The following is a 26,628-nucleotide window of genomic DNA, read 5'->3' on the forward strand; positions in this document are numbered from 1 at the left end:
GGTGGCGACGGCGGTGTGGCCGGGGACGGTGGAGATGCTGTTCTGCACGCCCTCACCGGTGTTGAGGGTCCGGACCGCACCGGTGCTGGTGTCGACCGTGCCGATGGTTCCGCCGCCGGTGGCGAACCACACCCGGCCGTTCCAGCCGGGGCTGAGGCCGACGATGTTGTCCCCGGCCGGAACGGCCGCCCCGAGCGGGGTCGACTGGTCGACCGTCAACTTCCAACCGTCGGCGGTGAGGTGGTGGCCTATTCGCAGCAGGTTGTTGCCGCCGTCCACGAGCACCAGGGCGTCGGTGTTGTCGAGGTAGGCGTAGACCCCGCCGAACAGACTGCCCTTGGGCAGCGCCAGCGAGGCGAGGTCGGCGCCGGTCCCGGGGTCGAGCAGGTGCACGGTCGGGGTCTGCCCGAAGATCGTGGTGCAGAGGACCACCGGGCGGCGGTCGCTGCCGATCACCACGGTCGGGCAGGCCGAAGCGAGCGCCGTACGGCTCCAGTTGACGGCGCCGCTGCCGGGACCGGGGTAGGGCGTGGTGTCGCTGGACGCGCTGTCGCCGTGCATCGTCGCGGTACCGTTCGCGGCGGTGGCGGGGTTCGGCGGCGGCAGCGGCCCGAAGGTGCCGTCGGCGGCCCGGGCGGCGGTGGCGGGGGTGCAGAGAACCGCCGCGGCGGCGAGGGTCAGTGCGGTACGGACGGCGCGTTGGGTGCGCGGGCGCATGGAGGATCCCGTTCCTGGGGTCGAGGGGGAAGGGGAACCCGGTGGCCGTGCCGTCCCGCTCGTGCGCGGCACGCGGGCGCACCGCACGCGTACTTACGTATGTGTGCGGGGGTGCGGGTGCGTGCGTGCGTACGGATGGGAACGGGGCCGATCGGCTCGGGTTCCGTGGCGGCCGGCCTCGTGCGGCGTGCGGCGGACGAGGTGTCGGCGGAGTGCGGGCCCGTCAGGCGACGTGGCGACAACCCGTGGTGGTGGCACGACCATGGTCGACATGGCGGCGGCTCACGAGCAGGGTCATGCCAGGGACTGTAACCGAGCCCGCGGCCGGGGACGAGTACCCGGCCACTCTGCGAGACGACTGCTCGGACGTCCGAGTTTTCGGGTCCCGGCTCCCGCGTTCCGGGTTCCGGGTTGCAGGTTCCGGGTTCCGGGGCCAATCCGCCGGCCCGTCGGCCGCGAATGGCGATCGAGCGCTTTCCCACCGGACCCAGGAGGTCTTCATGCACAGCTGCCGACCCGGCGGCAGGCCACGGCAGTCGATCGCGGCCACGGGTGCCGCCGGCGGCGGGGGGACGGGCCGGTGAACGCCGTCGTGTACCTCTCGGGTCCTCGGTACCGGGGCCCGGATCTGAAGGAACTGGTCGCCAGGACGGCGCTCGGCGACCAGGAGGCGTTCTCCCGGCTGTACGACGCGGTGGCCGGACCGATGCTGGGCCTGGTCCGGCGGGTGCTGCGGGATCCGGCGCAGTCCGAGGAGGTCGCCCAGGAGGTCATGTTCGAGCTGTGGCGCACGGCCGCCCGGTACGAGCCCGAGCGCGGTGAGGTGATGGCGTGGGTGCTGACGATGGCCCACCGGCGGGCGGTGGACCGGGTGCGGACGGCGCAGGCGGCCGCCGACCGGGAGCAGAAGGTGGCCGCGCGGTCGCACGCGCCCGCGTTCGACGAGGTCGCCGAGCAGGTCGAGGGCCGGCTGGAGCGCGAGCAGGTCCGCCGGTGCCTCGACTCGCTGACCGGGCTCCAACGCGAGTCGGTCACCCTGGCGTACTACCGGGGGTACACCTACCCCGAGGTCGCCGAGGTGCTGGGCACCCCGCTCGGCACCGTCAAGACCCGGATGCGGGACGGTCTGATCCGCCTGCGCGACTGCTTGGGGGTTGGTTCATGAACGCGGCACCCGACCTGCACACCCTCTCCGGTGCGTACGCCCTGCACGCCCTGCCCCAGGAGGAGCGGGCCGCGTTCGAGCGCCACCTCGCCCGGTGCCCCGCCTGTGCGCAGGAGGTCGCCGAGTTCGAGGTGACCGCGGCCCGGCTCGGGGCGGCCGAGTCGGTGGAGCCGGCTCCCGCGCTCAAGGCACGGGTACTGGCCGGCCTCGGGGAGATCCGCCAGCTCCCGCCCCTGACCGCGCCCGCCGGCCGGTCCCGCCGCGCGTCACGACCGGCGCCGCGATGGCCACTGACGGCGGTGGCCGCCTGCCTGGCGCTGGCGACGGCCCTGGGCGCCCTCGCCGTCCAGCAGCACGACCGGGCCGAGCGGGCCGAGGCCCGGGCGGGCCGCGAGGGCGAGCAGCAGGCGGCCGTCACCGGCCTGCTCACCGCCCCGGACGCGCGCACCTCCACCGCGGCCTCCGGCGCTGCCGTCGGCACGGTGGTCTGGTCGGCCGGTCGGGGGCAGGCGGCGTTCCTCGTCACCGGCATGCCCGTCCTGCCGCCGGGGCGGACGTACCAGCTCTGGTTCAGCGACGGCGGCACGATGCGCCCGGCCGGCCTGCTGCCCGCGGGCGACGGGCAGCTGCTGCTCACCGGCCGCGTGGGCGGCGCCGTCGGGGTCGGTGTGACGGAGGAGCCCTCCGGCGGCTCGGCCAGTCCCACCGGCCTGCCCCTTATGCTGCTGCCGCTGACCTGAGCCGCCCGCCCGACGCCTCGGGGGAACCCGGGCGGCCGGGCGTCCACGACCCGGTGGGCGGTACCGCCCACGCCGCGCGAACGGGGACGTCATAGTCTGCGGCCATGACCGACACACAGGCTCTGACCCCCCGGGAAGCCCTCGAGACGCTGCTGGCCGGCAATCACCGGTTCGTCACGGGCATACCCGAGCACCCGAACCAGGACGCCGCCCGCCGGACCGAGACCGCACCCGCCCAGGCACCCTTCGCGGTGCTGTTCGGCTGCTCCGACTCCCGCCTCGCCGCCGAGATCATCTTCGACCAGGGGCTCGGTGACATGTTCGTGGTGCGCACCGCGGGCCATGTCACGGGGCCGGAGGTGCTCGGCAGCATCGAGTACGGGGTCAGTGTGCTCGGCGCCCCCCTGGTGGTGGTGCTGGGCCACGACTCCTGCGGGGCCGTCGCCGCCACCCGGGCCGCCGTCGCGGACGGCACCACGGCGCCCGGCTACGTGCGGGACGTCGTCGAACGGGTGACCCCGAGCGTGCTGGCCGCCAACGCCGCCGGGCACACCGAGGACGCGGACTTCATCGCCGAGCACGTCCGGCACACCGTCGACCTGCTGCTGGAGCGCTCCCGCTGCCTCTCCGAGGCGGTCGCCGAGGGCAGCACCGCCGTGGTCGGCCTCACCTACCGCCTGGCCGACGGCACCGCGCGCCTGGTCGCGGGCCGCGAGGTGGACGTGGCGGCCGGCGCGGCGGTCGTCGACCCGGAGTGAGACGCGGAGGTGCGGGCCCGGGTGCGAGGGACTCGACATCCCGCACCCGGGCCCGCACCGGTCTTCGGACGACCCTGCTCAGACGGTGAGCAGGCTGGGACTGGCCGCCTTGTCGACGGGCAGGAAGTCGTCGGGGACGGGGTACTGGCCCAGTACGTAGTGGAGGATCGCGGCGTGCATCGCCTCGACGGGGGCGATGGTGGCGGCGGTGGCGATCCCGCCGGGGCTGGTCACGTTGTAGGTCGCGAACAGATAGGTCTGGGCGGCCTGGTCCTCCAGCGACAGCGCGAGCTTCGCGACGGTGGCGACGTCCGTGGCCGCGCCCAGGGCCTGGAGGGTGGCCGGCTGGTTGGACAGCGGCACATCCGTGATGGCGGGCTTGCCGGCGCCGGTCAGGACGGAGTTCCAGGCCTTGGCGTGGTCGGCGTGCTGGCCCATCGCGGTGGTGATGAAGGTCGCGACCGCCGGGGGGACGGTGCCGAGCCGGCCCGCCTTCGCGGCGTCCAGGGCGGCCTGGTAGGCGCCCACGGCCTGGTTCTCCAGCGCGGTGGCCAGCGCGACGACCTTCAGGTCACCGGTGTACTGCCCGGAGGCGGAGGCGGAGCCGGACGGCGAACCGGAGGCCGAGCCGGACGGCGAGCCCGGGGCCGGCTCCGGCGAGCCGCCGGACCCGCTGCTGGAGCAGGCGGCCAGGGTCAGCGCGGCGGCCGCGCCACCGGCGCCGAGCAGGAACCGGCGCCGGCCCGGGTCGCGCGGCCCGCCGGCCGCACGGGCCCGGACCTCCTCCGCCAGGTCCAGGGCCCCGGCCCGCATGGCCGGCAGCGTCTCCTGGTGCGCCTCGTGCATCTCGCGCGTCAGGCCCGCGAGTTCGCGCTCACTGATGGGGAGCGCCCAGCCGCCCTCGGTGGTCGTCACTTCACGGCCCCTTCACTGATCGGGGAAGCGTTGTCGGTGTGGTAGAAGGCGTCGGGGAAGCCGACGCTGCCGGCCGCCGCGGGCAGCTTGGACGGGTCGACCGGGATGGTGACCAGGTCCGCGGCGTTGCCCGCCAGCAGCGCCTGCACCGCCAGCAGGGTGGCACGGTGCTGGGCCTCCACCGGGGCCACCGAGGCGAAGAGCCTGCGCAGGTCGGCGTTGCTCACCTGGGACACGTTCTTGGTGTAGGTCTGCGCCGCCACGTCCTCCAGGGTGATGGCCAGCTTCACCACGTCCGCCGGGCCCTTGATGCTCGGCAGCGCCTGGTCGACCACGGCCTTGTACTTGGGGTCCGGGCCGTTCTGGGGCTGGCCGCCGGCCTGGGTGGCGGCGGCGTTGAACGCCTGGGCGTGGGCCTCGTGCTGCTGGGTGGTCTTCGCGATGAACGCGGCCACCGTCTTGTTGCCGTCCTTGATGAACGGCAGGCCGGCGGCGGTCCGGTAGACGCTCACCGCCAGGTTCTCGATCGAGGCGGCGGTCTGCAGCGCCATGATGTCGTCGGCCGTGGACCCCGACGGCGAGGGGCTGTCGGCGAAGGCCCGGCGCCCGCCGAGGAGCGCGACCGTCCCGACCGCCGCGGCGAGCGCCCCGCCGCGCTCCCACCACCGGCGCCGGACCGGCTCGACCGCCTGTCCGAAGTCGGCCAGAGCGCTCCGCGTGATCCGCGAGGCGTCGCTGTTCAGGTCCTGCGACTGCTCGGTGAGTTCCACCAGCAGCCGGGTGTCGATGTGCTCTGGAGGCATCGTGCTCCTGTCCCGGCCGGGAGCCCGCCGCTCGCGGGCTCGTACGTGAGGCCTTCGGCGTCATCGACGGCCCGGCTTGCCCGCCACCCCGTCATTCACCCGAACGGGTGACGGAGTCGGGCCCGGTGACGGGGCCGGGCCCGTCACCGGGCCGGTCCGGTGCCGCCGGCCCTACGAGCCGCGAACGCCGTCCGCCCCGCGCGCGCCGACGGGTCGGCCGACGGGTCGGTCGAGCGTGACGACCATCTTCCCCAGGGCCCGGCCCGCCTCCATCACCCGGTGGGCCTCGACGATCTCGTCGAAGCCGAAGACCCGGACGGGGCGGGCCTTCAGGACGCCGGCCTCGGCCTGGGCGCAGATCGCGTCCAGCGGAACCTCCGAGAGCGGGAAGGCCCGGCTGCCCAGGACGAAGGCACTGCCGAAGAAGCTGAGCCGGACACCACTGGGCAGGTCGGCTATCGGGTCGAAGTCCGCCACCGGCGCGAATCCGCCGAGGAAGCCGGCCTGGCAGACCCGACCGCGCGGCCCGACCGCGGCGAGCGAGTCGCGCAGCACGGTGTTGCCCACCAGGTCGAGCAGCGCGTCGACGACCAGGCCCCGCCGCTCGACCTCCGCCGCCAGGCGGCCGTCGTCGACCAGGACTCCGGTGGCCCCGAGCCCCTCCAGCAGGGGCGCGTGCGCCGGGTTGCGGGTCGTGGCGAGCACCCTCGCCCCGTGCTGGACACCGAGGTTGACCGCGGCCTGCCCGAGCGCCGAGGTCGCGCCCCGGACCAGCAGGGTCTCCCCGGCCCGGAGGGCGAGGTTCCCGTGCAGGGCGCTGTACGCGGTGGCGTACACCTCGGGCACCGCGGCCAGATCGGCCCAGGGCAGCCGCGTGTCCACGGCCACGACATTCGTCGCCGGGACGGTGACCAGCTCCGCGTAACTGCCGTTGCGGGTCCGCCCCATGCCGCCGAGGATCGCCACCACCCTGGTGCCGGGCGGGAGTTCGCCGGACGGGTCGTCCTCGACCAGGCCGGCGCACTCGATCCCCGGCACGGCGGCCACCTGGCCCCAGGCGCCGCTGCGCATGTACGCCTCGGCGTGGTTGAGGCCGAACGCCCTGACCCTGATGAGGATCTCGCCGGGCGCGGCCACCGGGTCGGGCAGTTCGGTGACGGTGAGCACCTCGGGGCCGCCGTGGGTGGAGATGACAATGGCCTTCATGTCCGAACCTCGTTCTTGAGTAGTCATTCAAGTATTGGGCCGAGAAAAGGGGCCGCCGCGTACGGCAGCCCTTTTGACGGGTCGTCAGGCGAGTGCGAGGAAGGCGTTGTCGACGATCGCCCGCAGGACCGCCTCGTCGGGATCGGCCTTGCCGACGACCATGAGCCCCTGGCAGGTCGCGACCAGCAGCTTGGCACTGCCACCCGCGTCCAGCGAGGCCCGGACCTCGCCCCGGCGGACGGCGTTCTCCAGGGCGTGGGTCATGCACCGCTCCAGGCGCGCCAGGTGGCCGCGCACGACGGCCGCCGCCTCGTCGTCCTCGGCGGCCTTCTCGATCGCCGTGTTGACCAGGAGGCAGCCCTGGCGCCCTTCGGGGCTGAGCAGGTCGCGCACCAGCCCGTCGAAGTAGCCGCGGACCTCCGCCACCGACGCGCCGGGCGAGTCCAGCTCGCCCAGCTTCTGCGGCACGACCAGCTTCGAGTAGCGCTCCAGCGACTTCACGAAGAGCGCGTGCTTGCCCCCCGGGAACGCGCTGTAGATGCTGCCGGGCTTGACGCCCGTGGCCTTCACCAGGTCCTCGATGGAGGTGGCCCGGTACCCGCGCTCCCAGAACCGCCGCATCGCCTGGTCGAGCACGGCGTCGGGGTCGAACTCACGGGGTCTGGGCATGGCAGGAACATACATGAGCGACCATTCAAGAACAAGGCCGCCGCAGGCTCCCAGCCCCGTGTCCCTGCCCCGAACGGGTGACAGTATGCGGTCGGCGACGTTCTGCGGTCTCCTGGAGAGGAGGCGCCTCCGGGCCGCCGGCGGCGCACGCGACGGGAGCGGGTGTTCGCGATGGCCGAGGTCTTGTCGATGCGGTGGGCCGGGGTCACGCCCGAGCAGTACGACGCCACGCGGGTGGCGGTGGGCTGGGAGGAGCGCGCTCCGGAGGGCGCCCTGATGCACGTGGCCTGGTTCGAGCCCGGCGCGCTGCGCGTGGTCGACGTGTGGACCTCGCGCGCCGCCTTCGAGCAGTTCTTCACCGAGCGACTCGCGGCCGCGGTCCGGGAGGCCGGCATCACCGGCGAACCGGAGACCGAGTTCCTGCCGCTCCACCGCCGCTTCATCGCCCCGGGCGTCACCGGCGCCGCCTGACGGCGGCAGGTCGTTCGGATCGCGCCGGGCGGGCCGACGCGATCCGAACGACGTGTTCTAGAGGTCGAACAGACCGACGGCGTGGCCGTCGTGGTCCACCACCGGCCACACGGCGAGGCCCCGGGCGCGCATGGCGGCCGCCGCCGTGGCGGCGGGCTGGTCGGCGGTGGCGAACGGGCCGCGGTCGAAGGCGATGTCGCGGACCGGGATCCGCTCGGAGATCCGGGAGCGGACCTCGAACGGCGCGAGGTGCGCGCGGGACAGCAGCCCCGCGCAGCAGCCGTCGTCGTCGCGGACCAGGACGTGGTCGGCGCCGGAACTGCTCAGGATGTCGATCGCCACGTCGACCATGACGTCGTCGCTGATCTGGAGCTCGGGGCGGCGCATGAGGTCGCCGACCGTGGCGGTGGTCGCGGGGCGTTCGAGGGTGAGCGTCATGGGCGGACTCCAGGGGGTCGGTTCCGGCGGGGCGGTGCACAGGGATCGGGGCAGGGACGGACACCGCGAGCGGCGTACCGGGCCTGCGTCCCTACGCGGACGCGGTGGCGCGCCTGGGCGCCCGGCGGCGGCCCGCGGAACCCGCACCGGTACCGCCGCCGCTACCGGCACCGCCGACGGGGCGGGCGGGGCGGCTACGGCGGTTGCGGCTCGTGGAGGTGCCGCGGCGGGGGCGTTCGACGACGGGGGCCTCGATCACGGTGGGGATGCCGGTGGGCACCCGGGCACCGGTGATCCGGGCCAGCTCCTCGTCACCGGCGCTGACGCGGGTCGTGACCGGGGTGATGGCGGCGGTGGCCATCATCCGGGCCATGCCGCGGCGCTGGCTGGGCAGGACCAGGGTGACGACGGTGCCGGACTGCCCGGCCCGGGCGGTGCGGCCGCCGCGGTGCAGGTAGTCCTTGTGGTCGCTCGGCGGGTCCAGGTTGACGACCAGGTCGAGCCCGTCGACGTGGATGCCGCGGGCGGCGACGTTGGTCGCAATGAGCGCGGTGACCTGGCCGTTGCGGAACTGCTCCAGGGTCCGGTTGCGCTGCGGCTGGGACTTGCCGCCGTGCAGGGCGGCGGCCTTCACGCCGTTGGCGAGCAGGTCGTCCACCAGGCGGTCGGCGCCGTCCTTGGTGTCGATGAACATGATCACCCCGCCGTCGCGGGAGGCGATGTGCGCGATCGTGGCGTTCTTGTCGAAGTTCTGCACCTGCAGCACATGGTGCTCCATCGTGCTGACCGCACCCGCCGACGGGTCCACCGAGTGCGTCACCGGGTCCTTCAGGAACCGCCGCACCAGCCGGTCCACGTTGCGGTCCAGGGTCGCCGAGAACAGCATCGTCTGACAGCCCTCGGCCACCTGCTCCAGCAGCTCGGTGACCTGCGGCAGGAAGCCCATGTCGGCCATCTGGTCGGCCTCGTCGAGCACCGTGATGCCGACCCCGTCCAACTGGCAGTCGCCGCGCCGGATCAGGTCCTTGAGCCGGCCGGGAGTGGCCACCACGACCTCCGCACCCCGGTTCAGCGTCTGCGCCTGCCGGCCGATCGACATCCCGCCGACGACCGTGGCCATCCGCAACCGCAGCGCGTGGGCGAACGGCGTCAGCGCCTCGGTCACCTGCTGCGCCAGCTCCCGGGTGGGCACCAGCACCAGCGCCAGCGGGCGGCGCGGTTCGGCCTTCTGCCCGGCGGTCCTGGCCAGCAGCGCGAGGCCGAACGCGATGGTCTTGCCGGAGCCGGTACGGCCCCGGCCGAGGACGTCCCGGCCGGCCAGCGAGTTCGGCAGCGTGGCGGCCTGGATCGGGAACGGGGCGGTCACGCCCTGGCGGGTCAGCACCGCGAGCAGTGCCTTCGGCATCTCCAGCTCGTCGAACGCCTCGACGGCCGGCAGCGACGGCGTGGTGCTCACCGGCATCGCGAACTCCCCCTGCAGGGAGGAGCCCTGGCGGGAGCGGCCACCGGAGGGCCGGTCGCCGTAGAAGGAACCGCCGCCGGAGCGGGATCCGTAGGAGCCGCCGGAGGAGCCGCCCGAGGAGCGACGGGCGCCCCCGGAACGGGAGTCGGTGTTGCGGTACGGGGAACGAGTGGAACGGTTCATGCGAAACCTTCCTTGGACGGCGCGTCGCAAGGGGGCTCCGCAGCGCAGAGCGCAGGCAGGAGGCCGCGAGGAACGGGCCGAAAGTGTGGAGAGCGGAGCGTGGACGGTGAAACCGTGCGGCACGTCACCTGCAGTCGGCGCCCGCCGCCGGAGGCGGGGCGCGGAACCTCGAACCGTGAGCTGTCACGGCGGGGCGCCGATCCGGACGCGGCGCTGTGCGTCTCGCGTGGGGATGGCAGCCGGTGGCGGAGCCAGGGGCCGGAACGGCCCGTGATGCGCGTCGTGGCGCAATGCCGAGGAGCCCGGACCGGACATGATGTACGCGGTTCGGGCCCCTCGCTACCAGGCGGGTGCCGTGGCAGAAAAACTACAGCGGACGAATGTTCTCGGCCTGCGGGCCCTTCTGGCCCTGCGTGACGTCGAACTCGACCTTCTGGCCCTCGAGCAGCTCGCGGAAGCCGTTGGCGTTGATGTTCGAGTAGTGGGCGAAGACGTCCGGGCCGCCACCCTCCTGCTCGATGAAGCCGAAGCCCTTTTCCGCGTTGAACCACTTCACAGTGCCATTAGCCATAAAGAAATCTCCTTCAAAGGGGACTTTCCGGAACGTGCACAGTGCGCGCTCCGAGTCACCGCGATGAGCACCCACCCGGGGAAGAGCCGGGAAACAAAAATGCGCCTGCCGATCATCAGCAGGCGCACACAAAGTTCATGGGAACCACTACTGCAACTAAGACGACTGTAGCAGGCCCGGGCCCGTCGCGGACGGATATTTCGCCGCGGGTTCGGCGGCACCCCCGCCCGGGGAGCCGTCGGCACACCTGGTGGGCGGCCGGACCAGGGGGTGGGAGCGGTGGTTCCGCCAGTGAAATCGCGACCCGCCCGCGGCACATTTTCCGAAGCCCCGGTCTGAAATTCGGACAGTACGACCCTGTGCTGCCCGGCACCGGGTCGTACGGCGGACGGCATTGTTTTCCACCGGAACCGTCCACCGGTCGAGGTCCGCGACGGGAACGGCGGCCCGGGGGCGGAGAGCGGGGCGGAAGAGCGCACGCCCGTCAGGCGAACTCCCGCAGCCTGCGCCGGACTCCGAGCACGGCGAGGGCGAGCGCGGCCGCCAGGAGCGCACTGCCGACGGCCGCCGCGGTGGCATCCAGGTCGCCGTCGGTGGCCGCCACCGCACGGTCCATCGCGTCCTGGTCGACCGCCTGGCCGTGCGGTCTCCAGTGACGGGGGGCGCGCACCGCGGGTGCCGGACCGGACGGTTCCGGGCCCGCCACCCCCGGCGAACCCGTTTCCACCACAACCGATCCGCCCGACGTGGCCGTTGGCATCGCCGCGCGCCCCCCTCCCCTGTTTTCACTGGCCGCCGAACGGCCCCGGAGGAACCGCCGGGGCTGGGATTCGGCACGGTTCGCCGCCGGAGTCGTGGACTCCGGCGGCGGACCGTTTCCTCGTTGCTGACGCTACGGCCGGCGGATGTGCTCCCGGCCGGTTCTGACGTCCTCTTGACGGCCCGCCCCGCGATCTTGACGCGTTCTTGGCGCCGCGGCCGCGGTCCCGGCGGGGTGCCGGTGGCGTCCTGGAGCGGACGGTTCAGGCGGCCTTGGCGACCAGTTGGTCGGCGAGCTTGGCGAGGCGCTTCTGCGAGCGCTCCTCCTGCACGACGGCCGCCGTCGGGGCGAGCTCGCCGCCGTCGTAGTACTCGCCGTTGACCAGCTCGGTGGAGGGCAGGCAGAGCCGGACCACGGCCGCCGCGCCCTCGGCCGCCGGTGCGCCGACCCGCCCGTACAGCGGGAGCAGCGCGGTGTCGCACAGCCCCGGATTGAGGCTGACGGCGGTGATGCCGGAGCCGGCCGGGGCCATGTCGGCGGTGGCCATGGTCAGGGCGAGCTGGGACTGCGCGTAGGCGGCGACCCGGGAGTACCGCTTCACCCGGTGCGGGTCGGTCCAGTTCATCGAGGCGGTGCGGTGGAGGGAGGAGGAGACGTTGACGATCCGGGCGTCCCCGGCGGCGGAGAGCGGGGCGCGCAGGAGTTCGGCGAGCAGGTGCGCGGCGAGGAAGTTGACCTGGAGCGAGACCTCGTTGCCGTCGTCGGTGAGGGTGCAGCGCTCGGGGGCCATCGCGGCGGCGTTGTTGACCAGCAGGTCCAGTGCCGGGTAGTGCTTCACCACCGTGCCGGCGAGCACGGCGACCTCCGAGAGGCGGGTGAAGTCGGCTGCCAGCTCCACGAGTCGGTCCCGTCGGGCGCCGGCGGCGACCAGCCGCTCCACGGCGTCCTCGGCCTCGGCGGTGGTACGGGCGTGGACCAGCACGGTGGCGCCGAGGCCCGCCAGCAGGCGGGCGCTCTCCCAGCCGATGCCGGAGGAGGCGCCGGTGACGAGAACGGTACGAGCGGACAGAACAGTGTCGGACATGACCCATCCAAGGGTGGCGGGCACCGCCGGGGTGCCGGTCGGCGTGACGGGTCACGCCCCCGGGGGCCGGCGGTGCGGAGAAGGTGGAACGGTGGGAGAACACGTCCGCCTCCCCGCGCACGGCGGCGGGGAGGCGGACGTCCTTGAGCGGCACACGCCGGTGGCCGAGCGGGGAGGCAGGAACCTACCGGACGGTGGCGACCGCGACAGCGACGACGCGCGACCGCGGATGCGGCGGGCGGTCGTGGTGGCGTGTCGAGCGGTTCATGTCCACCATCCAACGCGACCCCGTTGCTCCCCGGCAAGCCCCGCCAGCCGCTCTGACGCGGCCCTGACGGCTCCCTGACGGGTCTTTGACAGCCGGTCGGATCCATGCCGGACCCGCAGCCGGAACCTCAGCCGGGCACGCACGGACCGACGGAGCGTCAGGTGGCCGCGTCGGAGTGGTGCGCTCCGGCGGGCGGCTGCCGGTGGAGACCGGGCCGCCGGTCGGCCGGATCACGGGCGACGGCACCGACGACGCCTCCGCCCGGCCCGGTCGCGGCCCCGCGCGCTCAGTACCGCTGGGCCTGGGCGACCCGGGGCACCAGCGCCTTGTCACGGTCGAGCGGGCTGAAGGCCGTGGGGGTGGCCTTCGCTCCCGGGGCGAGGTCCTTGACCCCCAGGAACGTGGTGTCCACCACCTGGTCGCCGTCCAGGAACTCGACCTTGATCGCGTAGGACGCCGTCGAGGACGTGCTGTTCACCACCGTCACCAGCGCGGCGTTGATGCCCGCGGTCTGCGCCTTGGGCAGACCGGTGATCGTGATGTCCGACAGGGCGTTGCCGGTGCCCTGCGTCCCGGCCAGCACCGACTGCGCCTCGGCCCGGCCGGCGGCCAGCTGGGCCGAGACGGACGCCTCGAACGAGGCGGCCGCCGCCGACCGCGAGACCTCGGCCGCAGAGGCGGCGGCGGACGCCGCGGAGGCGGCAGCCGACGCCGATTCCAGCAGCGAGGACTTGGCGGAGGCCACCGAGGAGGGCAGCTCCCCGGAGAAGGAGCTCGCGTCCGGCGAGAACGGGCGTGAGGACGCCGTGGACGGCGCGGTGGACGACGAGGAAGCGCAGCCGGCGGCGACCAGCACCGCACCGGCGAGCGCGATCGCGGCGAGGCCGACCCGGCGGTTCGGCCCGCCGGACGCCCGCTCCCGCGCATGGAGGAAACGCTGCATGGGGGATCCGCCTCCGGCTCACGGTCGGGCCACCACCGGCCCGATCCTGCTCCCCACCAGCCTCGGCCCGGTGGGGCGCGACCGCCAGCCGGCCTGGTACGTGCAGGTGGCCGGGCCGGGGCCTGGCCCGGTCGCCACGGTCCCGGCGGTCACAGTCCCGGCCGTCACGGTCCCAGCGGTCGCAGGCCTGGTGGTCACAGGCCTGGCGGTCACAGGCCCGGTGGTCACAGGCCCGATGTCCCGTCGAGCACCAGAAGGACGCCGATCACCGCCAGGACCACGGCCGTCACGGCGCTGTTGTGGAGTTCGAGCCACCGCCTCGCCCGGCCCAGCGGGGTGAGGACGCGCTCCCCCGCGACGAGGTGGAGCAGCAGCGGGAGCGCGACGGTCGCGGCCGACACCGCGGTGAACACCGCCACGGCGGCCACGGTCCGCGCGGCCCCGAGTTCGGCGGCGCCGATCGTCAGCCCGGCGGCCGCCGACAGCAGGACCACCTTCGGATTGACCCCCGACAGGAGCGCTCCCAGTCGCAGGGCCTTGGCGGGCGTGGCATCCGTGAGCGTCGTCATCCACCCCGGGGTGCCCTTCGCCGGACCGGAGCGCCACTGCCGCACGGCAACCAGGAGGAGCACCGTGCCGAGACCGGTCTTGGTCCAGGACGCCCAGGTCGGCGTCTCCTCGTGGGCCTCGATGTACACCGCGAGCGCGGCGAGGGCGGACGCGACCGCGAGGATCCCGGCCACCCAGCCGGCCAGGAACATCCCGGCGGCAGCCCGGGGCCGGGGTGTGAAGAGCAGGAAGATCGCCGGGACGACGGGGACCGGTGACAGGGCGATGCCCAGCGCGAGCGGGACGACCTCGGCGATCACGGCGTCCACGGGGCTTCCCTTCTCCCGGCCCCGGCGCCCCGACGATCACGGACGGGCCGGACGAGCCGGACGGGCCGGGACCACCGGACACCTCAGGAGCGCAGGGCATCTCGGGAGCGCACAGGCGTGCCACCCGCGGTGCCGGGTTCCCTGCTACGAACCTACCCGCGCCACCGTCCCGCCGCCGCCCGCGCGGCTCAGTGCTCGGACTCCCAGCGGGCTTCGAGCCGCCGGGTGCCGTCCGGAGCCGCGACCGTCCGCCAGGTCGCGCTCAGCCCGCCGCCCCGGCGAGCGGCACCGGCCGGCCCCGAGGCGGACGCGCCGCCCACGGCCTGGAGGACGCTGCTGTCGAGCGGGCTGTCGGCGAGCCTGCGGACGACCGCCGCCAGGGTCGCCCCCGCGGACTCCCGTGCACGGGTGCCCGAGTGGAGCGGCCGGCGCTGGAAGACGCTGAGAACGGTCACGTGGACCTCACCTCCGGTGGGACATCCTTCGCCTCAACAGCTCGAACATCCCGAGGCTAGACCGGGCCGGACGCCCACCGACCGGCTCCTGACGCTTCCTTGATTCCGCCGGGCCGTTACTGACGGCCCGCTGACGCCGCCGAAGGAAACCGGTAGGACCGGTTCTTGACGCTTCGTCAATCCCCTGATTTCACCCAGCGGTCATCTCGGCGCGGAGTGCCACCGCGCCCGGGACGGTGCGGCGCGCGCCGCACCGTCCCGGGCGAACTGCAGAGCGAGGGACCGCGACTACTCCGCGTAGGGCTGGTCGGCCCCCGGGGCGCTGTAGCCGAGGCTCCAGATGTAGCCGTCCGGGTCGGCGAAGCTGGCGCCGTACCCGCCCCACGGCAGGGCGCCGGCGGGCTTGAGTATCGTGGCGCCGGCCTTCGCGGCCTCCGCGGCGATCTCGTCCACGCGCTCCTGGCTGCGGACGACATAGGTCAGGACCAGACCGCTGAAGCCACTGCCCTCGGCATCCGTGCTCACCTGGTCGGCCAGGCCCTTGCGGTCGTAGAAGCCGACCGGCGAGGCGCCGTCGGACTCGAAGAACACCGAGACGCCGAAGTCGTTCTTGATCTTCCAGCCGAGGCCCTCGACGTAGAACTGCTTGGCCCGGTCCAGGTCCTGGACACCGAGGAGGATCGAGCTGACGTGCGCTTTCATGCCGTGCTCCTTGCGTTCCGAATGTGGACGTGCCGAACAACCGGACCGGAGCCCGGCCTTCCGATCGGCGCGCGATCGGCACTCTAGACGTGTACGAGCCGCTTAACCAGGCCATGGCCATTGTCGGATTCGCACTTGATCACCGGTCAATCCGCACGAAGGGAGCGGCTGGAGGAACCTGACAACCCGTCAGTCGGAGCGCCGCCGGTGAGGGCCAGGTCGGCCGCGGCCTGGAGGGCGTCGAGGTCCTCGGCGATCTCCGCGCCGGCGACGGCGTCCGGCAGCTCGTCCTCCATGTAGCGCAGCGGGCGGTAGGACAGGCCCAGGGCCGCCCAGACGATCAGCAGCGCCCCGCAGGTGACCAGGAGCAGACCGGTGCCCCGGCCGGGCCCGGTACCGAGGACCCGGCCCACGGTTGCGGCCAGTGCTCCTCCCCGGTCCAGCAGGCCGGAGAAGCGTTCGGCGAGGGGCGGGGCGGTGAGGAAGGCCAGCGGGGTCATGGCGACGGCGAGCATCTGGTTGGTGGCGAGCACCCGGCCCTGGAGCTCCGGGCCGACCTTGAGCTGGATGATCGCCAGCCAGTGCGCGTTGAGGATGCTCATGGACGCCCACCAGACCAGTGCGCCGACGGCCGCCAGCGTCACCGACGGGCGCAGGCCGACCAGGACGACGCCCAGACCGACGCCGCCCACGAACCCCACCATGCCGGTCGCCCGCCGCGCGGTGCCGCCCCAGAGCGCCACGAGCAGGCTGCCCGCCACGGCCCCCGCGCCGCCGACGGCGGTGACCACGCCCACCGCGGTGGTGCCGCTGAAGGAAAGCACGCTCGGGACCGTCAGCGTCACCGCGAGCGTGCCCAGGTAGTTCTCCACCATGAAGAACACGATCATGACCAGCAGCGGACGGCGCCGGGCCAGGAACCGCCAGCCGCCGACGACGGTCCGGGCGAAGGACTCCTCCCGCCGGCGGAACAGCCGGTCGGGGAAGCGCACCCGCAGCAGCGCGGCCAGGCCGACCAGGAACGACGCGACGTCCACGGCCACCACCCAGGGCAGGCCGACCAGCCCGATCAGCGCGCCGCCGGCCAGCGGGGCGATCAGCGTCCCCAGACCGGCGCCGAGGTTGGCCAGCCCGTTGGCCTGCACCAGGTACGGCTTGGGCACGAGCTGGGCGACGGCCGCCAGGTAGGCCGGTCGCCGGAACGCCGTCACCAGCGACATGACGCCCACGATCAGACCGACCTGCCAGAGCGCCAGGCTGTCGCTCCACAGCGCGGCGACCAGGGACACGGTGGCGGTCGCGGAGACGGCGTCGCAGGCGAGCATCACCCGGCGGCGGTCGATCCGGTCCGCCACCGCGCCGCCCAGCGGCCCGGCGACGATCGCCGGAAGCATCGCGAGCATGCTGATCAGCGCGTAGTCGAGGACCCGGCCGCTGCGCTGGTAGGCCCAGACGCCGAGGGCGAACGAGGTCAGCGCGCTGCCGATCAGGGAGACCGTCTGGCCCGCGGCGACGAGGTAGAAGTCCCTGAGGTCCCGCCGCGCCCTCCCGCCGACGACCGTGACGTCCGCGATCGGCTCCGGCAGCAGGCCGCCGGCCCAGGCTCCGAGCCGCTCGCCGACCAGCGCGGCGAGCTGGGCGGCCTGGTGCTTGAGGAAGTAGTGGCCCGCTCGGGGGAGGGTGGCCAGCTCCACCCGGTCGGCGAAGGCCCCCCACTCCTCGAACCGCTCCTCGTAGAGCTCCGTGGACCGGTCGCGTTCGCCGATCAGGCAGAGCACCGGGGCCCGCAGCCGGCGGGCGTCGGGCCTGGTCAGCTCGCCGGTGAACCAGCCCTGGGCCTGGTCCACGTCGTGGCGCAGCGCGCGCAGCATGGTGCGCTGCGCCGCGTCGGCGGCTTCGCCGTGAGCCGCGCTGTTGCCGTTGCCGTCGCCGGTCCCGTCGCCGTCGTCGTCGATGCCGCCGAGGGTGCGCAGGAAGTCCCGGTAGGCCCGGTCCGACGTCCAGCGGGTGGCCGGGAACTTGCCGCGCAGCCAGGTCGACAGCCGCCCCGGCAGCCGCGCGCCGGGGAAGCTGCCGCCGACCAGCAGGCCCGTCACCGGGACGCCCTCGGCCTCCAGGCGCAGCGCCAGTTCGGTGGCCGCGGCCGAGCCGACGCAGTGGCCGTACACCACCACCGGGCCGGGGCCTGCTGCCGAGGCCGGTCCGGCCGGACCGGCCGGACCGGTCAGCTCGGTCAGCTCGGCGACCACCCGGTCGACCAGTACGGTCAGCGGGAGCAGCGGCTCGTCCGGGCGTGCCGGATCGTGTCCCGGCAGTTCCACGGCCAGCACGGCCGCGCCGGGCATCGCCGTCGCCAGGTCCGTGGCGAGCGGGCCGTAGGCGGCCGCCGAGCCGCCGCCGTAGGGGACGCAGACCACGGTGACGGTCGGCACCCGGCCGGGCGGCGGACCCGCCAGCCGGTGCAGCAGGCGGCGCTCGCCGTCGGGCCCGCCCGCCTCGGCCGCGTCGAGGAACGCGGCCAGCTCGCGGACCGTCGGCCGGGTGAACAGGTCGATCACCCGCAGCGTCGGGTCGATGGCCCGGACCGCGCGCACCGCCCGGAAGGAGTCGCCGCCCAGGGCGAAGAAGTCGTCGTCGACACCGATGCCGACACCGGTGCCGACACCGGCGCCGGGACTGTCGGCCGCGCCCGGTTCGAGGACCTGTGCCCAGGCCCGGGCGACGCGCAGTTCGGTCGGCGTGCTCGGGGCGACGCACTCGGCACTCGCCGCCGGCTCGGGTGCGGGCAGGGCCGACCTGTCCACCTTCCCGTTGGGGTTGAGCGGCAGCGCGGGGAGCACGACGATCGCCGACGGCACCATGTAGTCGGGCAGCCGCCCGCGCAGGGCCGTGCGCACGCGGGCGACGTCCACGGCGGACTCCGGCACCGCAGGGGTCACCCAGGCCGCGAGCCGTCCGGCGTGGGCCTCGCCGACCGGCAGCACCACCGCCTCCGCGAGCTCCGGCAGGTCCCGCAGCGCCGTGGCCACCTCGCCCGGCTCCACCCGGAAGCCGCGGATCTTGACCTGGTCGTCGACCCGCCCGAGGAACTCGAACAGTCCGGCCTCGGTCAGCCGGACCCGGTCCCCGGAGCGGTAGCACCGCGCGCTGCCGGTCACCGGATCGGGGACGAAGCGCTCGTCGGTCAGATCGGGGCGGCCGAAGTAGCCGCGCGCCACGCTCGGCCCGCCGATCCACAGCTCACCGGGCACCCCGGCGGGCAGCGGCCGGCCGTCGGGGTCGACCACCCAGCAGTCCACGTCCGCCAGCGGCCGACCGATCGGGACCGTTCCCGAACGCCGGCCCGGCGGGGTCTCCTCCACGGCGCAGCCGAGCACGGACACCGTGGTCTCGGTGGGGCCGTAGTGCACCTGGACGGCCAGCTCGGGCCGCGCGGTCCGGATTCTGGCCACCAGGTCCCACGAGCAGGCCTCGCCCGCGAGGACGAGCAGCTTGCGCGGCAGCACACGGCCGAGGTCACCGTGGGCGGCGAGCAGTTCCAGATGGCTCGGCACCATTTTCACCGCGTCCACCGGGTGCGACTCCAGGTACTCCCCGTACGCCTCCGGGTCGGTCGCCACCTCTCGGTCCACCAGGTGCACCGTGCCGCCGGTGGCCAGCGCCCCGAACAGGTTGGTCAGGCCGAGGTCCGCCGCGTGGGTCGACACCAGGGCGAACGAGCCTCCCGCGACGTCGCACCCGGCCAGTCGCTCCGCCACCGCGTGCAGGTAGTGGGTGATCTGCCGGTGCTCGACCGTGACGCCCTTGGGGCGGCCGGTCGAGCCCGAGGTGAAGATCAGGTAGGCCGGTGCGGCCGGATCGACGGGCGCACCGGGTGCTCCGTCGGGTTGTTCCGCGGCTCCCTCCGGAGCGGACGGATCGTCGATGACCAGCAGCTCCGGAGCGGCTCCGGCCAGGTCCGAGCCGCCGCGCCCCGCGAACTCCCGCTCCGCCAGGACGATCCGTGCGCCCGCCGTCGTCAGGATGTCGGCCAGCCGGTCGTCCGGGTAGGCCGGGTCGAGCGGCAGGTAGGTGGCACCGGCCTTGAGGGTGGCGAGCAGGGCGACCACGAGCGGGGTCCGGCGATCGGCCAGGACGGCGACCGGGTCGTGCGGTCGGACTCCGGCCGCGAGCAGCCGGTACGCGAGCCGGTCGGCCCGCCGGTCCAGCTGTCCGTAGCTGAGTTCGCCGTCGGGGCCCACGACCGCCGTCGCGTCGGGCCGCTCGGCCGCCCAGCGTTCGACCAGGCCGTGCAGCGGCCGGGTGAGGTCGAACTCCCGGCGCGGCCCGGACAGCAGCGGTCCGTCCACCGGTTCCAGGGCCACCTCGCGCACGGGGCGGTCCAGATCGGCGAGCACGCCGTCCAGCAGGACCGCGTACCACTCGGTGATCCGCCGCGCGGTGTGCCGGTCGAAGAGGTCGGTGCGGTAGATCAGCGACCCCTCGTAGGTGTCGCCGGTGGCGTGGGTGCGGCCCGGGGTGTCGGCGTCGCCCGGTCCGTCCGGCGAGGTGGCCGTGAACGCCAGGTTCAGGTCGAACTTGGCCGTTGTCGCCGGCGGTGCGAAGACCCTCGCCGCCAGGCCCGGGAAGCGCGGCGCCACCGCCGGGGTGTCGATCACATTGAGGAGGACCTGGAAGATCGGCGTGGTGGAGAGGTCGCGGGCCGGACGCAGCCGGTCCACGATCCGCTCGAACGGGACCTCGGTGCGGGCGAAGGCCTCCAGCGCCACGTCGCGCACCCGGTGCAGCAGCTCCCGGCCGCTCGGCCCGCCCGAGAGGTCGGTCCGCACGGTCAGTGTGTTGACGAAGAAGCCGATCGTGCGCTCGGTGTCGGGATGCCGTCGTCCCGCCTCGGGCACGCCGACCGGTACGTCGTCGACGCCCGAGAGCCGGGCCAGCAGTTCCTGCCAGACCGCGAGCAGCACCATGAACGGCGTGCAGCCGACCTCGGCGGCCCGCCCGCGCACCTTGGCGGTCAGGGCGGGGGGCAGGACCACCGGCAGTTCCGCGCCCGTCCGGTCCGCGACCGCCGGGCGGGGCCGGTCGGTGGGCAGGTCGAGGACCGGCTCCAGACCGGACAGCGTACGGACCCACCAGCTCAGGTCGGCCTCGGCGCGCTCCCCTTCCTCCGGGCGCCGGGAGAGCCAGTGCGCGTAGTCCGCGTACTGGACCGGCGGCGGCGCGGGAGGCTCGGCCAGCCCGAGCCGGGCCGAGTAGAGCGCCGCCAGTTCCGCCACCGCCACCGTCCTCGACCAGGCGTCGAAGGCGATGTGGTGGACGATCAGGGCCAGCACGTGTTCCTCGGTGCCGAGCCGGAGCAGCGTCGCCCGCACGGGCGGTTCCACGGCCAGGTCGAACGGCCTGCGCAGGTCCTCCCGGAGGCGGCGGTCGAGCGACTCCCGCCCGCCCGGCCCGGTCAGATCGGCCTCGGCCAGCGGCACCGCGTCCGCCGGGCCGACCACGGTCGTCGGTTCGCCGTCGGTCTCGACGACCAGGCTCCGCAGGACCTGGTGCCGTTCGGCGAGGTCCCGCACCGCCCCCAGCAGCGCGGCGCGGTCCAGCGGTCCGTGCAGGTGCAGTGCGACCGGGATCTGGTAGGCGGTGCTCCCCGGGTCCAGCTGGGTGAGGAACCACAGCCGTGCCTGTGCGGCGGACAGCGGTGCCGGGGCGTCCCCGTCCGGCCGGGCGGGTATCGCCGGGGTGCTGCGGGCGGCGGTGCGGCGGGCCGAGGCCAGCCGGGCGCGCAGGGCGTCGGCGAGCTGGGGGTCCCGCCGCTCGGCGGACACCTCGGTCATGCGGCACCGCCGGCGGGGTGGGAGGCCGCGTGGGAGGCGGGGGTGGCGAGGTCGGGCGAGTCGGCAGGATCCGGCGATGCGGCGGGACCGGGCGATGCGACGAGGTCGGCCAGCAGCAGCGCCTCCAGCCCGGCGGCGAAGTCGGCCAGGACCGGGTGCTCGAACAGCAGCCGCACCGGCACGGCCAGGTCCAGCGCCGCGATCAGCCGGCCCACGACCCGGGTGGCCGCCAGCGAGTGCCCGCCGAGCGCGAAGAAGTCGTCGTGGGCGCCGACCTCGGCGACACCGAGCACGGCCTCCCACACCTCGGCCGCCAGCAGTTCGGCGTCGGTGCGCGGGGCGATCCGGTCGCGGCCGGACGCGCGACCGGACTCACCACCGTTGGATTCACGGCCGGGCGCGGGGAGGGCGCCCCGGTCGACCTTGCCCGAGGCCGTCAGGGGCAGGGCGTCGAGCACGACCCACCGCCGGGGCACCATGTGGTCCGGGACGCGGGCGCGCAGGCGCTCCTCGACCCCGGTCGCACTGACGGCGGTCGCCGCCGAGGGGCCCACCGCGAGATAGCCGACCAGGTGGGCGTCCGATCCGTCGCCGCGGACCACGACGGCCGCGTCCACCACCGCCGGGTCGGTGCGCAGGGCGGTCTCGATCTCGCCGAGTTCGACCCGGTGGCCGCGCAGCTTCACCTGCTGGTCGCGGCGGCCCCGGAATTCGAGGGTGCCTCCCCCGGCCTCCGGCCAGGGGGACGCCGACGGCCGCCAGCGGGCCAGATCGCCGGTCCGGTAGCGCCTGCCGCCGGGTGCGAGCGGATCCGTGGCGAACGGATCCGCGGCGAACGGATCCGGCCGGAACGACGCCTCGGTCGCGTCGGGCCGGTTGCGGTAGCCCCTGGCGACGCCCGCACCGCCGATCCACAGCTCCCCGGTCACTCCCGGCGGCACCAACCGGCCCATGGCGTCCAGCACATAGGCCGTCTCCCCGGCCAGCGGGCGGCCGATCGGCACCGCCCCGCCGACGGGGGGCCGCACCCGTGCCACGGTCGAGTAGACCGTGCTCTCGGTGGGCCCGTAGGCGTTCCACAACTCGCCTGTCCGTGCCAGGAGTTCACCGGCCAGCTCGGGGTCCAGCAGCTCGCCGATGCTGACCACGCGCACCCCCGGTGCCGACCACTGGGCGGCGACCAGCATCCGGAGCGTCGTCGGCGTGGCGGTCATCAGCGTCACCCCGGCCCGCTCGACGAACCGCGCGACGGCGTACCCGTCCACCGCGGCCTCGCGGTCCAGCATCACCAGCCGGAGCCCGCAGGCCAGGCCGACCCAGAGTTCGAACCCGAACACGTCGAAGGCCGGTGAGGTGAGCCCCAGCATCACGTCCTCGGGCCGGACGCCCGGCGTGATCCGCATCGCGGCCACGAAGGCCGCCAGGTTCGCGTGGGTGACCTCCACGCCCTTGGGCAGGCCGGTCGAACCGGAGGTGTACAGCACGTAGGCCAGCCCCTCGGGGGCAAGCTCGGGCAGCGCCAGCGGCCCCGCGGGTGCACTTTGCAAAGTGCCCAGCGCACTTTGCAAAGTGTTCGGGGACTTTGCAAAGTGCACCCACACCGGCCCGGGGCCGCCCGGGCCGCCCAGATCGAGGAGGCCGGCACCGACCGCCTCGGCCAGTTCGCCGGCGAGCGCGAGGGTGTCCCCGGCGGCGACGACCACGGTCGCCCCGGAGTCGGCGAGTTGGGCGCGCAGCCGTTCGACGGGCTGGTCCGGCTCCAGGGGGACGTACGCCGCACCGGCGCGCAGGACGCCGAGCAGGGCCGCGGGGAGGTAGCGGTCGCGGGGAAGGCAGACCCCGACGGTGAACGACCCCACCGGTTCCGCCCCGGGCTCGAACGCCGTTGCCGTCGCGGGCGCGGGCGCCGTCGCAGGCGCGGTCACCGTCGCGGTTGCCGTCGCGGTTGCCGTCGATGCCGCGAGCAGGGCCTCGGCCACCCGCCGGGACCGTTCGGCCAGTTCCCCGTAACCGAGTTCGCCGGCCGAGTCGGAGACGGCCACGGCGGTCGGCCGCCGGGCGGCCTGTTCGAGCACGGCCGCCACCACGGTCCGCGGACCGTCGGCCGGCAGCGGCACTCCGGTGCCCGCGGCGAGCAGTTCGGCCCGCTCCGCCGCGCTCACCAACTCCAGGGCCGACAGCGGAAGGTCCGGATCGGCTGCCGCTGCGCCCAGGATCCGGAGCAGCCGGTCGGCGAACGCCTCGGCGTCGGCCGGGCCGAACCGGTCCGCGTCGTACGCGATCCGCAGTTCGGGCCCCTGCACCGTCTCGTTGACGAACACGGTCAGCGGTGCCTGGGTCCCGCCGCCGGTCGCCTCGCCGAGCAGTTCCAGCCGGACGCCGTCGTGCTCCACCGCCACCGGGAGGCCGGCCGGCTGGAGCGAGAGCACCACCGGGGTGCCTATCGTCCCCCGGGGGTGCTCGATGCCGGCGGCCTCGAAGGCCTCCTGCACGGTGAACCCCGAGTGGTCCATGACACGGGCGGTGGTGGCGGCGGCGCGGCCGACGGTGCTCCGGAAGGACTCCCCCTCCGCCAGCCGCAGCCTGACCGGGCTGATCCCGACCAGTGGCCCGACGACCGCCTCCAGTTCGGGGTGCGCCCGGTGCGCCACGGCCGCGCCGAGCACGACGTCGGACCGGCCGGTCAGGCCGGCGACCAGTACGCCGAGCGCGGTCAGGAAGGTGGCGAACGGGGTGGATCCGCAGTCGGCCGCGAGCTTGCGCAGCGCGGCCGCCGTCCCCGCGTCGAGGGGACGGGCCAGCCGTTCGCCGCCGGGCCTGCCGGGGCCCGCAGACTCGGCAGGGAGAAGGTCGTGCGGCGGGACGGCGTCCGCCAACTCCCGTGCCCAGAAGGCCCGCAGCTCCTCGACCCGCTCGGGTCCGGCGGCGAGCGCGCGTTCGTGCAGCGCGAGGTCGCCGACCTGGACGGGCGGCGGCGCGAGCTCCGAACCGTCGTCCGAGCCGTCCTCCGAGCGGTCGTCCGCCCTTCCGGCCAGGCCGGCTGCCAGCTCCGACATCAGCACGCCGATCGACCAGCCGTCGAACGCCACATGGTCGGTCACGACGACCAGTTCGGCGTCGTCCTCGTCGAGCCGGAGCAGCGCGGCCCGCAGCAGCGGTGTCTCGGTGGCGAGGTCGAAGACGTGGCTCGCGGCCGCGCGCGTCAGCTCGGCGGCCTGCTTCACCTGCTCCGCCCCGGACACACCCCTGAGATCGTGCTCCTCGAACGGCACCGGGGCCGGCGGCCGGACCGAGGCGACCGGCTCCTCGTCCACCGCCCGACCGGAGGCATCCCTCCCGGCACCGACCGCCCCCGCACCGTCCGCCCCGGCACCGGCCACCGCAGCACCGGGCAGCACGACGCTGCGCAGCACCTCGTGCCGCTCGACCACCGCGTCCAACGCGGCCCGCAGCCGCGCCGTGCCCGGCAGTCCGCGCAGGCGCAGCCGGAAGGCGATGGTGGTGGCACGCTCGCCGGAACCGATCTGCCGCAGCAGCCACATCCCCTGCTGCGCGGCCGTCAGCGGGTAGCTGTCCCGCCCGGGGTGACGGACCAGCGCGGGCGCGTTGCCCGAGCCGTCGGCCGACCCGTCCCGCAGCAGCGTGGCGAGGCCGGCGACGGTGGGCGCGGCGAGGAAGTCCGTCAGCGACACGGCCGTGCCGAAGTCGCGGCCCAGCACGGCGCAGACCCGGGCGGCCGCCAGCGAGTGCCCGCCGAGCGCCCCGAATTCGTCGTGGATGCCGACCTCGGCCGGACCGAGACCGAGGACACCGGCGACGGTCTCCGCGATCCGCTGCTCGGTGCCGGTGCGCGGGGCGGTGTACTCGGTGTCGACCGCGCGGCCGAACTCCAGCGCCGCCAGCGCGGCACGGTCGGTCTTGCCGGTCGGTCCGGCGGGCAGCCGGTCGAGGACTGCGATCCGGGAGGGGACCAGGTGCTCCGGCAGCCTGTCCCGCAGCCAGTCCCGGAGTCGGGCCTCGGTGAGGGTCCGGTCGGCCGACTCCGCGTAGGCCAGGAGCAGTCGGGTGCCGTCCCCGTCGGCCGGCGCCAGCGCCACGGCGTGCCGGACGGCCGGGTGCCCGGCGAGTGTCGCCTCGACCTCGCCCAGCTCGATCCGGAAGCCGCGGACCTTCACCTGGTCGTCGATCCGCCCGGCGAAGTGGTGGAGCCCGTCGACCCGCCGCACCAGGTCGCCGGTCCGGTAGTGCCGGACTCCGGCGGCGTCCGTGACGAACCGTTCGGCCGTCAGCTCCGGCCTGCCCAGATAGCCGCGGCCGACCAGCGGGCCGGACACCCAGAGTTCCCCGGTCTCGCCGTCGCCCAGCGGGTTCCCGGCGGCGTCGCGGACCGACAGCCCGCTGCCCGCGTAGGGCGATCCGATCGGCGGTTCCGCCCGCCCGGTCGCGGGCACCTCGTGGGTCGCGCAGCTCACGGTGCACTCGGTCGGGCCGTAGCTCTGGACGACCCGTCGCACACCGGCGTTGGCGTGGATCCGGTCCGCCAGGGCCCGGGTGAGCGGTTCGCCGCCCGCCCGGACGGTGCGCACGCCCGGCGGCAGCGGCTCGCGTACGAGGGCGGCCAGCGCGGACGGCGTCCCGTAGACCGTGGTGACCAGGTCGCGTGCGGGGAGGGCGGACAGGGCGAGCAGGTTCTCGGCCAGGATCACCGTCCCGCCGCGGAGCAGCGGGAGGAACAGCTGCGTCACCGAGGGGTCGAAGCAGACCGAGGTCGCGGCCAGCATGCCGCGGAGTTCGTCGGCCGAGTACACGGACGACTCCCATTGCAGCAGGGCCGCGACGTTGCGGTGCTCGACCACCACTCCCTTGGGCTGTCCGGTCGTGCCGGAGGTGTACATCACGTACGCGGCGTCCGTCGGCGCGCCGTCGGCGGCAAGGTCGAGGTCGAGGTCGGCCCGCTGATCCGCACCCCGGCCCACCGTCCCGACGTCCAACACCTCGACGCCGGTGGCCCGGAGGACGTCGCCGCGGCGCCGGAGGACGGCCGCCGAGGAGACCAGGCACTCGATCCCGGCGTCCGCGGCGATGAACTCCGACCGGCTCGCCGGGTACGCCGGATCCAGCGGCACATACGCCGCACCGGCCTTCCAGACCCCCAGCAGCGCGGGGACCAGCCACTCGTCCCGCTCCAGGCACACACCCACCAGCGAACCCCGCCCGACCCCCAGCCGGCGCAGCTCGCGGGCCACCGCACCGGCCCGCCGGTGGAGTTCCGCGTACGTGAGCCGGACCGCCCCCGCGATCACGGCGATCCCGTCCGGAACCCGTCCTGCCGTCTCCTCCATCGCCCGATGAACCAGGCCGATCCCGAACGTGCCCGCCGACGCCATTGTCGATCCCCCTCTGAACCTGCCATGACACCGGAACAGGCCCTGTCGGGCGTCCCGGTGCAATCGAAACGGCGAGCGCTGGTCAGCTCTCGCCGTCGCTGCTGCGCGCACGGTCGAGCACCCCGAGAAGGCTCAGCCCGGAGCCGTTCAGGGGCGGGCTCCCAGCGGCGCGCCCACCGTACTGGCCCGCCTCCGGCGGGGTCCAGGGTTGTGATCGTC

The 26,628-nt window shown here is 74.5% G+C and carries 19 protein-coding genes and 1 pseudogene; 4 read left to right on the forward strand and 16 right to left on the reverse strand.

All coding sequences use genetic code 11. The annotated features are described in order from the left end of the window. Positions 1 to 717 (reverse strand): annotated as a pseudogene (locus BI06_RS54215) (hypothetical protein); the annotation flags it as partial. 580 nt (positions 718 to 1,297) lie between these two features. Between BI06_RS54215 and BI06_RS47250 the strand changes: the two are divergent. The 3 genes from BI06_RS47250 to BI06_RS36960 all read left to right on the forward strand — a co-directional run bounded on the left by BI06_RS47250 (position 1,298) and on the right by BI06_RS36960 (position 3,380). Continuing rightward, positions 1,298 to 1,882 (forward strand): sigma-70 family RNA polymerase sigma factor, encoded by a 585-nt coding sequence (locus BI06_RS47250; RefSeq protein WP_233290442.1) that lies wholly within the window; start codon positions 1,298 to 1,300, stop codon positions 1,880 to 1,882. Beyond that, on the forward strand, positions 1,879 to 2,622 hold the full coding sequence (locus BI06_RS36955) for an anti-sigma factor domain-containing protein (RefSeq protein ID WP_030398648.1): 744 nt from the start codon (positions 1,879 to 1,881) through the stop codon (positions 2,620 to 2,622). The genes BI06_RS47250 and BI06_RS36955 overlap by 4 nt, the downstream gene beginning before the upstream one ends. 104 nt (positions 2,623 to 2,726) lie before the next feature. After that, positions 2,727 to 3,380, forward strand: a complete 654-nt coding sequence (locus BI06_RS36960) for a carbonic anhydrase (protein ID WP_030398649.1) — start codon at positions 2,727 to 2,729, stop codon at positions 3,378 to 3,380. Between the two features lie 78 nt (positions 3,381 to 3,458). Here the strand turns inward: BI06_RS36960 and BI06_RS36965 are convergent, their stop codons facing one another. The 4 genes from BI06_RS36965 to BI06_RS36980 form a co-directional block, all read right to left on the reverse strand. Next, positions 3,459 to 4,295: a ferritin-like domain-containing protein gene (locus tag BI06_RS36965; protein WP_233290443.1), complete on the reverse strand. Its 837-nt coding sequence runs from the start codon at positions 4,293 to 4,295 to the stop codon at positions 3,459 to 3,461. Further along, positions 4,292 to 5,098 (reverse strand): ferritin-like domain-containing protein, encoded by an 807-nt coding sequence (locus BI06_RS36970; protein ID WP_030398651.1) that lies wholly within the window; start codon positions 5,096 to 5,098, stop codon positions 4,292 to 4,294. Before BI06_RS36970 ends, BI06_RS36965 begins: the two co-directional genes overlap by 4 nt. A gap of 171 nt (positions 5,099 to 5,269) precedes the next feature. Then, positions 5,270 to 6,304: a zinc-binding dehydrogenase gene (locus BI06_RS36975; RefSeq protein WP_051742715.1), complete on the reverse strand. Its 1,035-nt coding sequence runs from the start codon at positions 6,302 to 6,304 to the stop codon at positions 5,270 to 5,272. An 84-nt stretch (positions 6,305 to 6,388) separates the two neighbouring features. Further along, positions 6,389 to 6,973 (reverse strand): TetR/AcrR family transcriptional regulator, encoded by a 585-nt coding sequence (locus BI06_RS36980; RefSeq protein WP_043475662.1) that lies wholly within the window; start codon positions 6,971 to 6,973, stop codon positions 6,389 to 6,391. A gap of 171 nt (positions 6,974 to 7,144) precedes the next feature. Between BI06_RS36980 and BI06_RS36985 the strand changes: the two genes are divergently transcribed. After that, positions 7,145 to 7,444, forward strand: coding sequence for a hypothetical protein (locus BI06_RS36985; RefSeq protein WP_043476290.1), 300 nt, complete (start codon positions 7,145 to 7,147; stop codon positions 7,442 to 7,444). A gap of 57 nt (positions 7,445 to 7,501) precedes the next feature. Here the strand turns inward: BI06_RS36985 and BI06_RS36990 are convergent, their stop codons facing one another. The 11 genes from BI06_RS36990 to BI06_RS37040 all read right to left on the reverse strand — a co-directional run bounded on the left by BI06_RS36990 (position 7,502) and on the right by BI06_RS37040 (position 26,364). Next, positions 7,502 to 7,882: a CBS domain-containing protein gene (locus BI06_RS36990; RefSeq protein WP_030398655.1), complete on the reverse strand. Its 381-nt coding sequence runs from the start codon at positions 7,880 to 7,882 to the stop codon at positions 7,502 to 7,504. Positions 7,883 to 7,973: 91 nt separating this feature from the next. Then, positions 7,974 to 9,527: a DEAD/DEAH box helicase gene (locus BI06_RS36995; RefSeq protein ID WP_043475665.1), complete on the reverse strand. Its 1,554-nt coding sequence runs from the start codon at positions 9,525 to 9,527 to the stop codon at positions 7,974 to 7,976. Positions 9,528 to 9,894: 367 nt separating this feature from the next. After that, positions 9,895 to 10,098: a cold-shock protein gene (locus tag BI06_RS37000; RefSeq protein ID WP_030918248.1), complete on the reverse strand. Its 204-nt coding sequence runs from the start codon at positions 10,096 to 10,098 to the stop codon at positions 9,895 to 9,897. Positions 10,099 to 10,582: 484 nt separating this feature from the next. Then, a complete protein-coding gene (locus tag BI06_RS37005) occupies positions 10,583 to 10,768 on the reverse strand; it encodes a hypothetical protein (protein ID WP_149030600.1) in 186 nt (61 codons plus the stop codon). 352 nt (positions 10,769 to 11,120) lie between these two features. Next, positions 11,121 to 11,942 (reverse strand): SDR family NAD(P)-dependent oxidoreductase, encoded by an 822-nt coding sequence (locus tag BI06_RS37010; RefSeq protein ID WP_043475676.1) that lies wholly within the window; start codon positions 11,940 to 11,942, stop codon positions 11,121 to 11,123. A gap of 554 nt (positions 11,943 to 12,496) precedes the next feature. After that, positions 12,497 to 13,153 (reverse strand): hypothetical protein, encoded by a 657-nt coding sequence (locus BI06_RS37015; protein ID WP_043475681.1) that lies wholly within the window; start codon positions 13,151 to 13,153, stop codon positions 12,497 to 12,499. Positions 13,154 to 13,377: 224 nt separating this feature from the next. Then, the gene (locus tag BI06_RS37020) at positions 13,378 to 14,031 is read right to left on the reverse strand and encodes a GAP family protein (protein ID WP_043475683.1); all 654 of its coding nucleotides are present in this window, start codon (positions 14,029 to 14,031) and stop codon (positions 13,378 to 13,380) included. Between the two features lie 188 nt (positions 14,032 to 14,219). After that, positions 14,220 to 14,486, reverse strand: a complete 267-nt coding sequence (locus tag BI06_RS37025) for a hypothetical protein (protein WP_051742716.1) — start codon at positions 14,484 to 14,486, stop codon at positions 14,220 to 14,222. Between the two features lie 288 nt (positions 14,487 to 14,774). Further along, entirely contained in the window at positions 14,775 to 15,188 is a 414-nt protein-coding gene (locus tag BI06_RS37030) for a VOC family protein (RefSeq protein ID WP_043475686.1), read from the reverse strand. A 146-nt stretch (positions 15,189 to 15,334) separates the two neighbouring features. Further along, complete coding sequence (locus BI06_RS37035) at positions 15,335 to 21,022, reverse strand: non-ribosomal peptide synthetase/MFS transporter (protein WP_051742717.1); 5,688 nt, start codon at positions 21,020 to 21,022, stop codon at positions 15,335 to 15,337. Next, entirely contained in the window at positions 21,019 to 26,364 is a 5,346-nt protein-coding gene (locus tag BI06_RS37040; RefSeq protein ID WP_158516509.1) for a non-ribosomal peptide synthetase, read from the reverse strand. Before BI06_RS37040 ends, BI06_RS37035 begins: the two co-directional genes overlap by 4 nt. Positions 26,365 to 26,628 lie beyond the last annotated feature (264 nt).

Source organism: Kitasatospora sp. MBT66 (genome assembly GCF_000710405.2).
Classification (GTDB): domain Bacteria; phylum Actinomycetota; class Actinomycetes; order Streptomycetales; family Streptomycetaceae; genus Kitasatospora; species Kitasatospora purpeofusca.

Coding starts and splice junctions, on each gene's coding strand:
- BI06_RS36955 (WP_030398648.1), top strand. CDS start 1,879: ATGAACGCGGCACCCGACCTGCACACCCTCTCCGGTGCGTACGCCCTG.
- BI06_RS36960 (WP_030398649.1), top strand. CDS start 2,727: ATGACCGACACACAGGCTCTGACCCCCCGGGAAGCCCTCGAGACGCTG.
- BI06_RS36970 (WP_030398651.1), bottom strand. CDS start 5,098: ATGCCTCCAGAGCACATCGACACCCGGCTGCTGGTGGAACTCACCGAG.
- BI06_RS36975 (WP_051742715.1), bottom strand. CDS start 6,304: ATGAAGGCCATTGTCATCTCCACCCACGGCGGCCCCGAGGTGCTCACC.
- BI06_RS36980 (WP_043475662.1), bottom strand. CDS start 6,973: ATGCCCAGACCCCGTGAGTTCGACCCCGACGCCGTGCTCGACCAGGCG.
- BI06_RS36985 (WP_043476290.1), top strand. CDS start 7,145: ATGGCCGAGGTCTTGTCGATGCGGTGGGCCGGGGTCACGCCCGAGCAG.
- BI06_RS36990 (WP_030398655.1), bottom strand. CDS start 7,882: ATGACGCTCACCCTCGAACGCCCCGCGACCACCGCCACGGTCGGCGAC.
- BI06_RS36995 (WP_043475665.1), bottom strand. CDS start 9,527: ATGAACCGTTCCACTCGTTCCCCGTACCGCAACACCGACTCCCGTTCC.
- BI06_RS37000 (WP_030918248.1), bottom strand. CDS start 10,098: ATGGCTAATGGCACTGTGAAGTGGTTCAACGCGGAAAAGGGCTTCGGC.
- BI06_RS37010 (WP_043475676.1), bottom strand. CDS start 11,942: ATGTCCGACACTGTTCTGTCCGCTCGTACCGTTCTCGTCACCGGCGCC.
- BI06_RS37015 (WP_043475681.1), bottom strand. CDS start 13,153: ATGCAGCGTTTCCTCCATGCGCGGGAGCGGGCGTCCGGCGGGCCGAAC.
- BI06_RS37030 (WP_043475686.1), bottom strand. CDS start 15,188: ATGAAAGCGCACGTCAGCTCGATCCTCCTCGGTGTCCAGGACCTGGAC.
- BI06_RS37035 (WP_051742717.1), bottom strand. CDS start 21,022: ATGACCGAGGTGTCCGCCGAGCGGCGGGACCCCCAGCTCGCCGACGCC.
- BI06_RS37040 (WP_158516509.1), bottom strand. CDS start 26,364: ATGGAGGAGACGGCAGGACGGGTTCCGGACGGGATCGCCGTGATCGCG.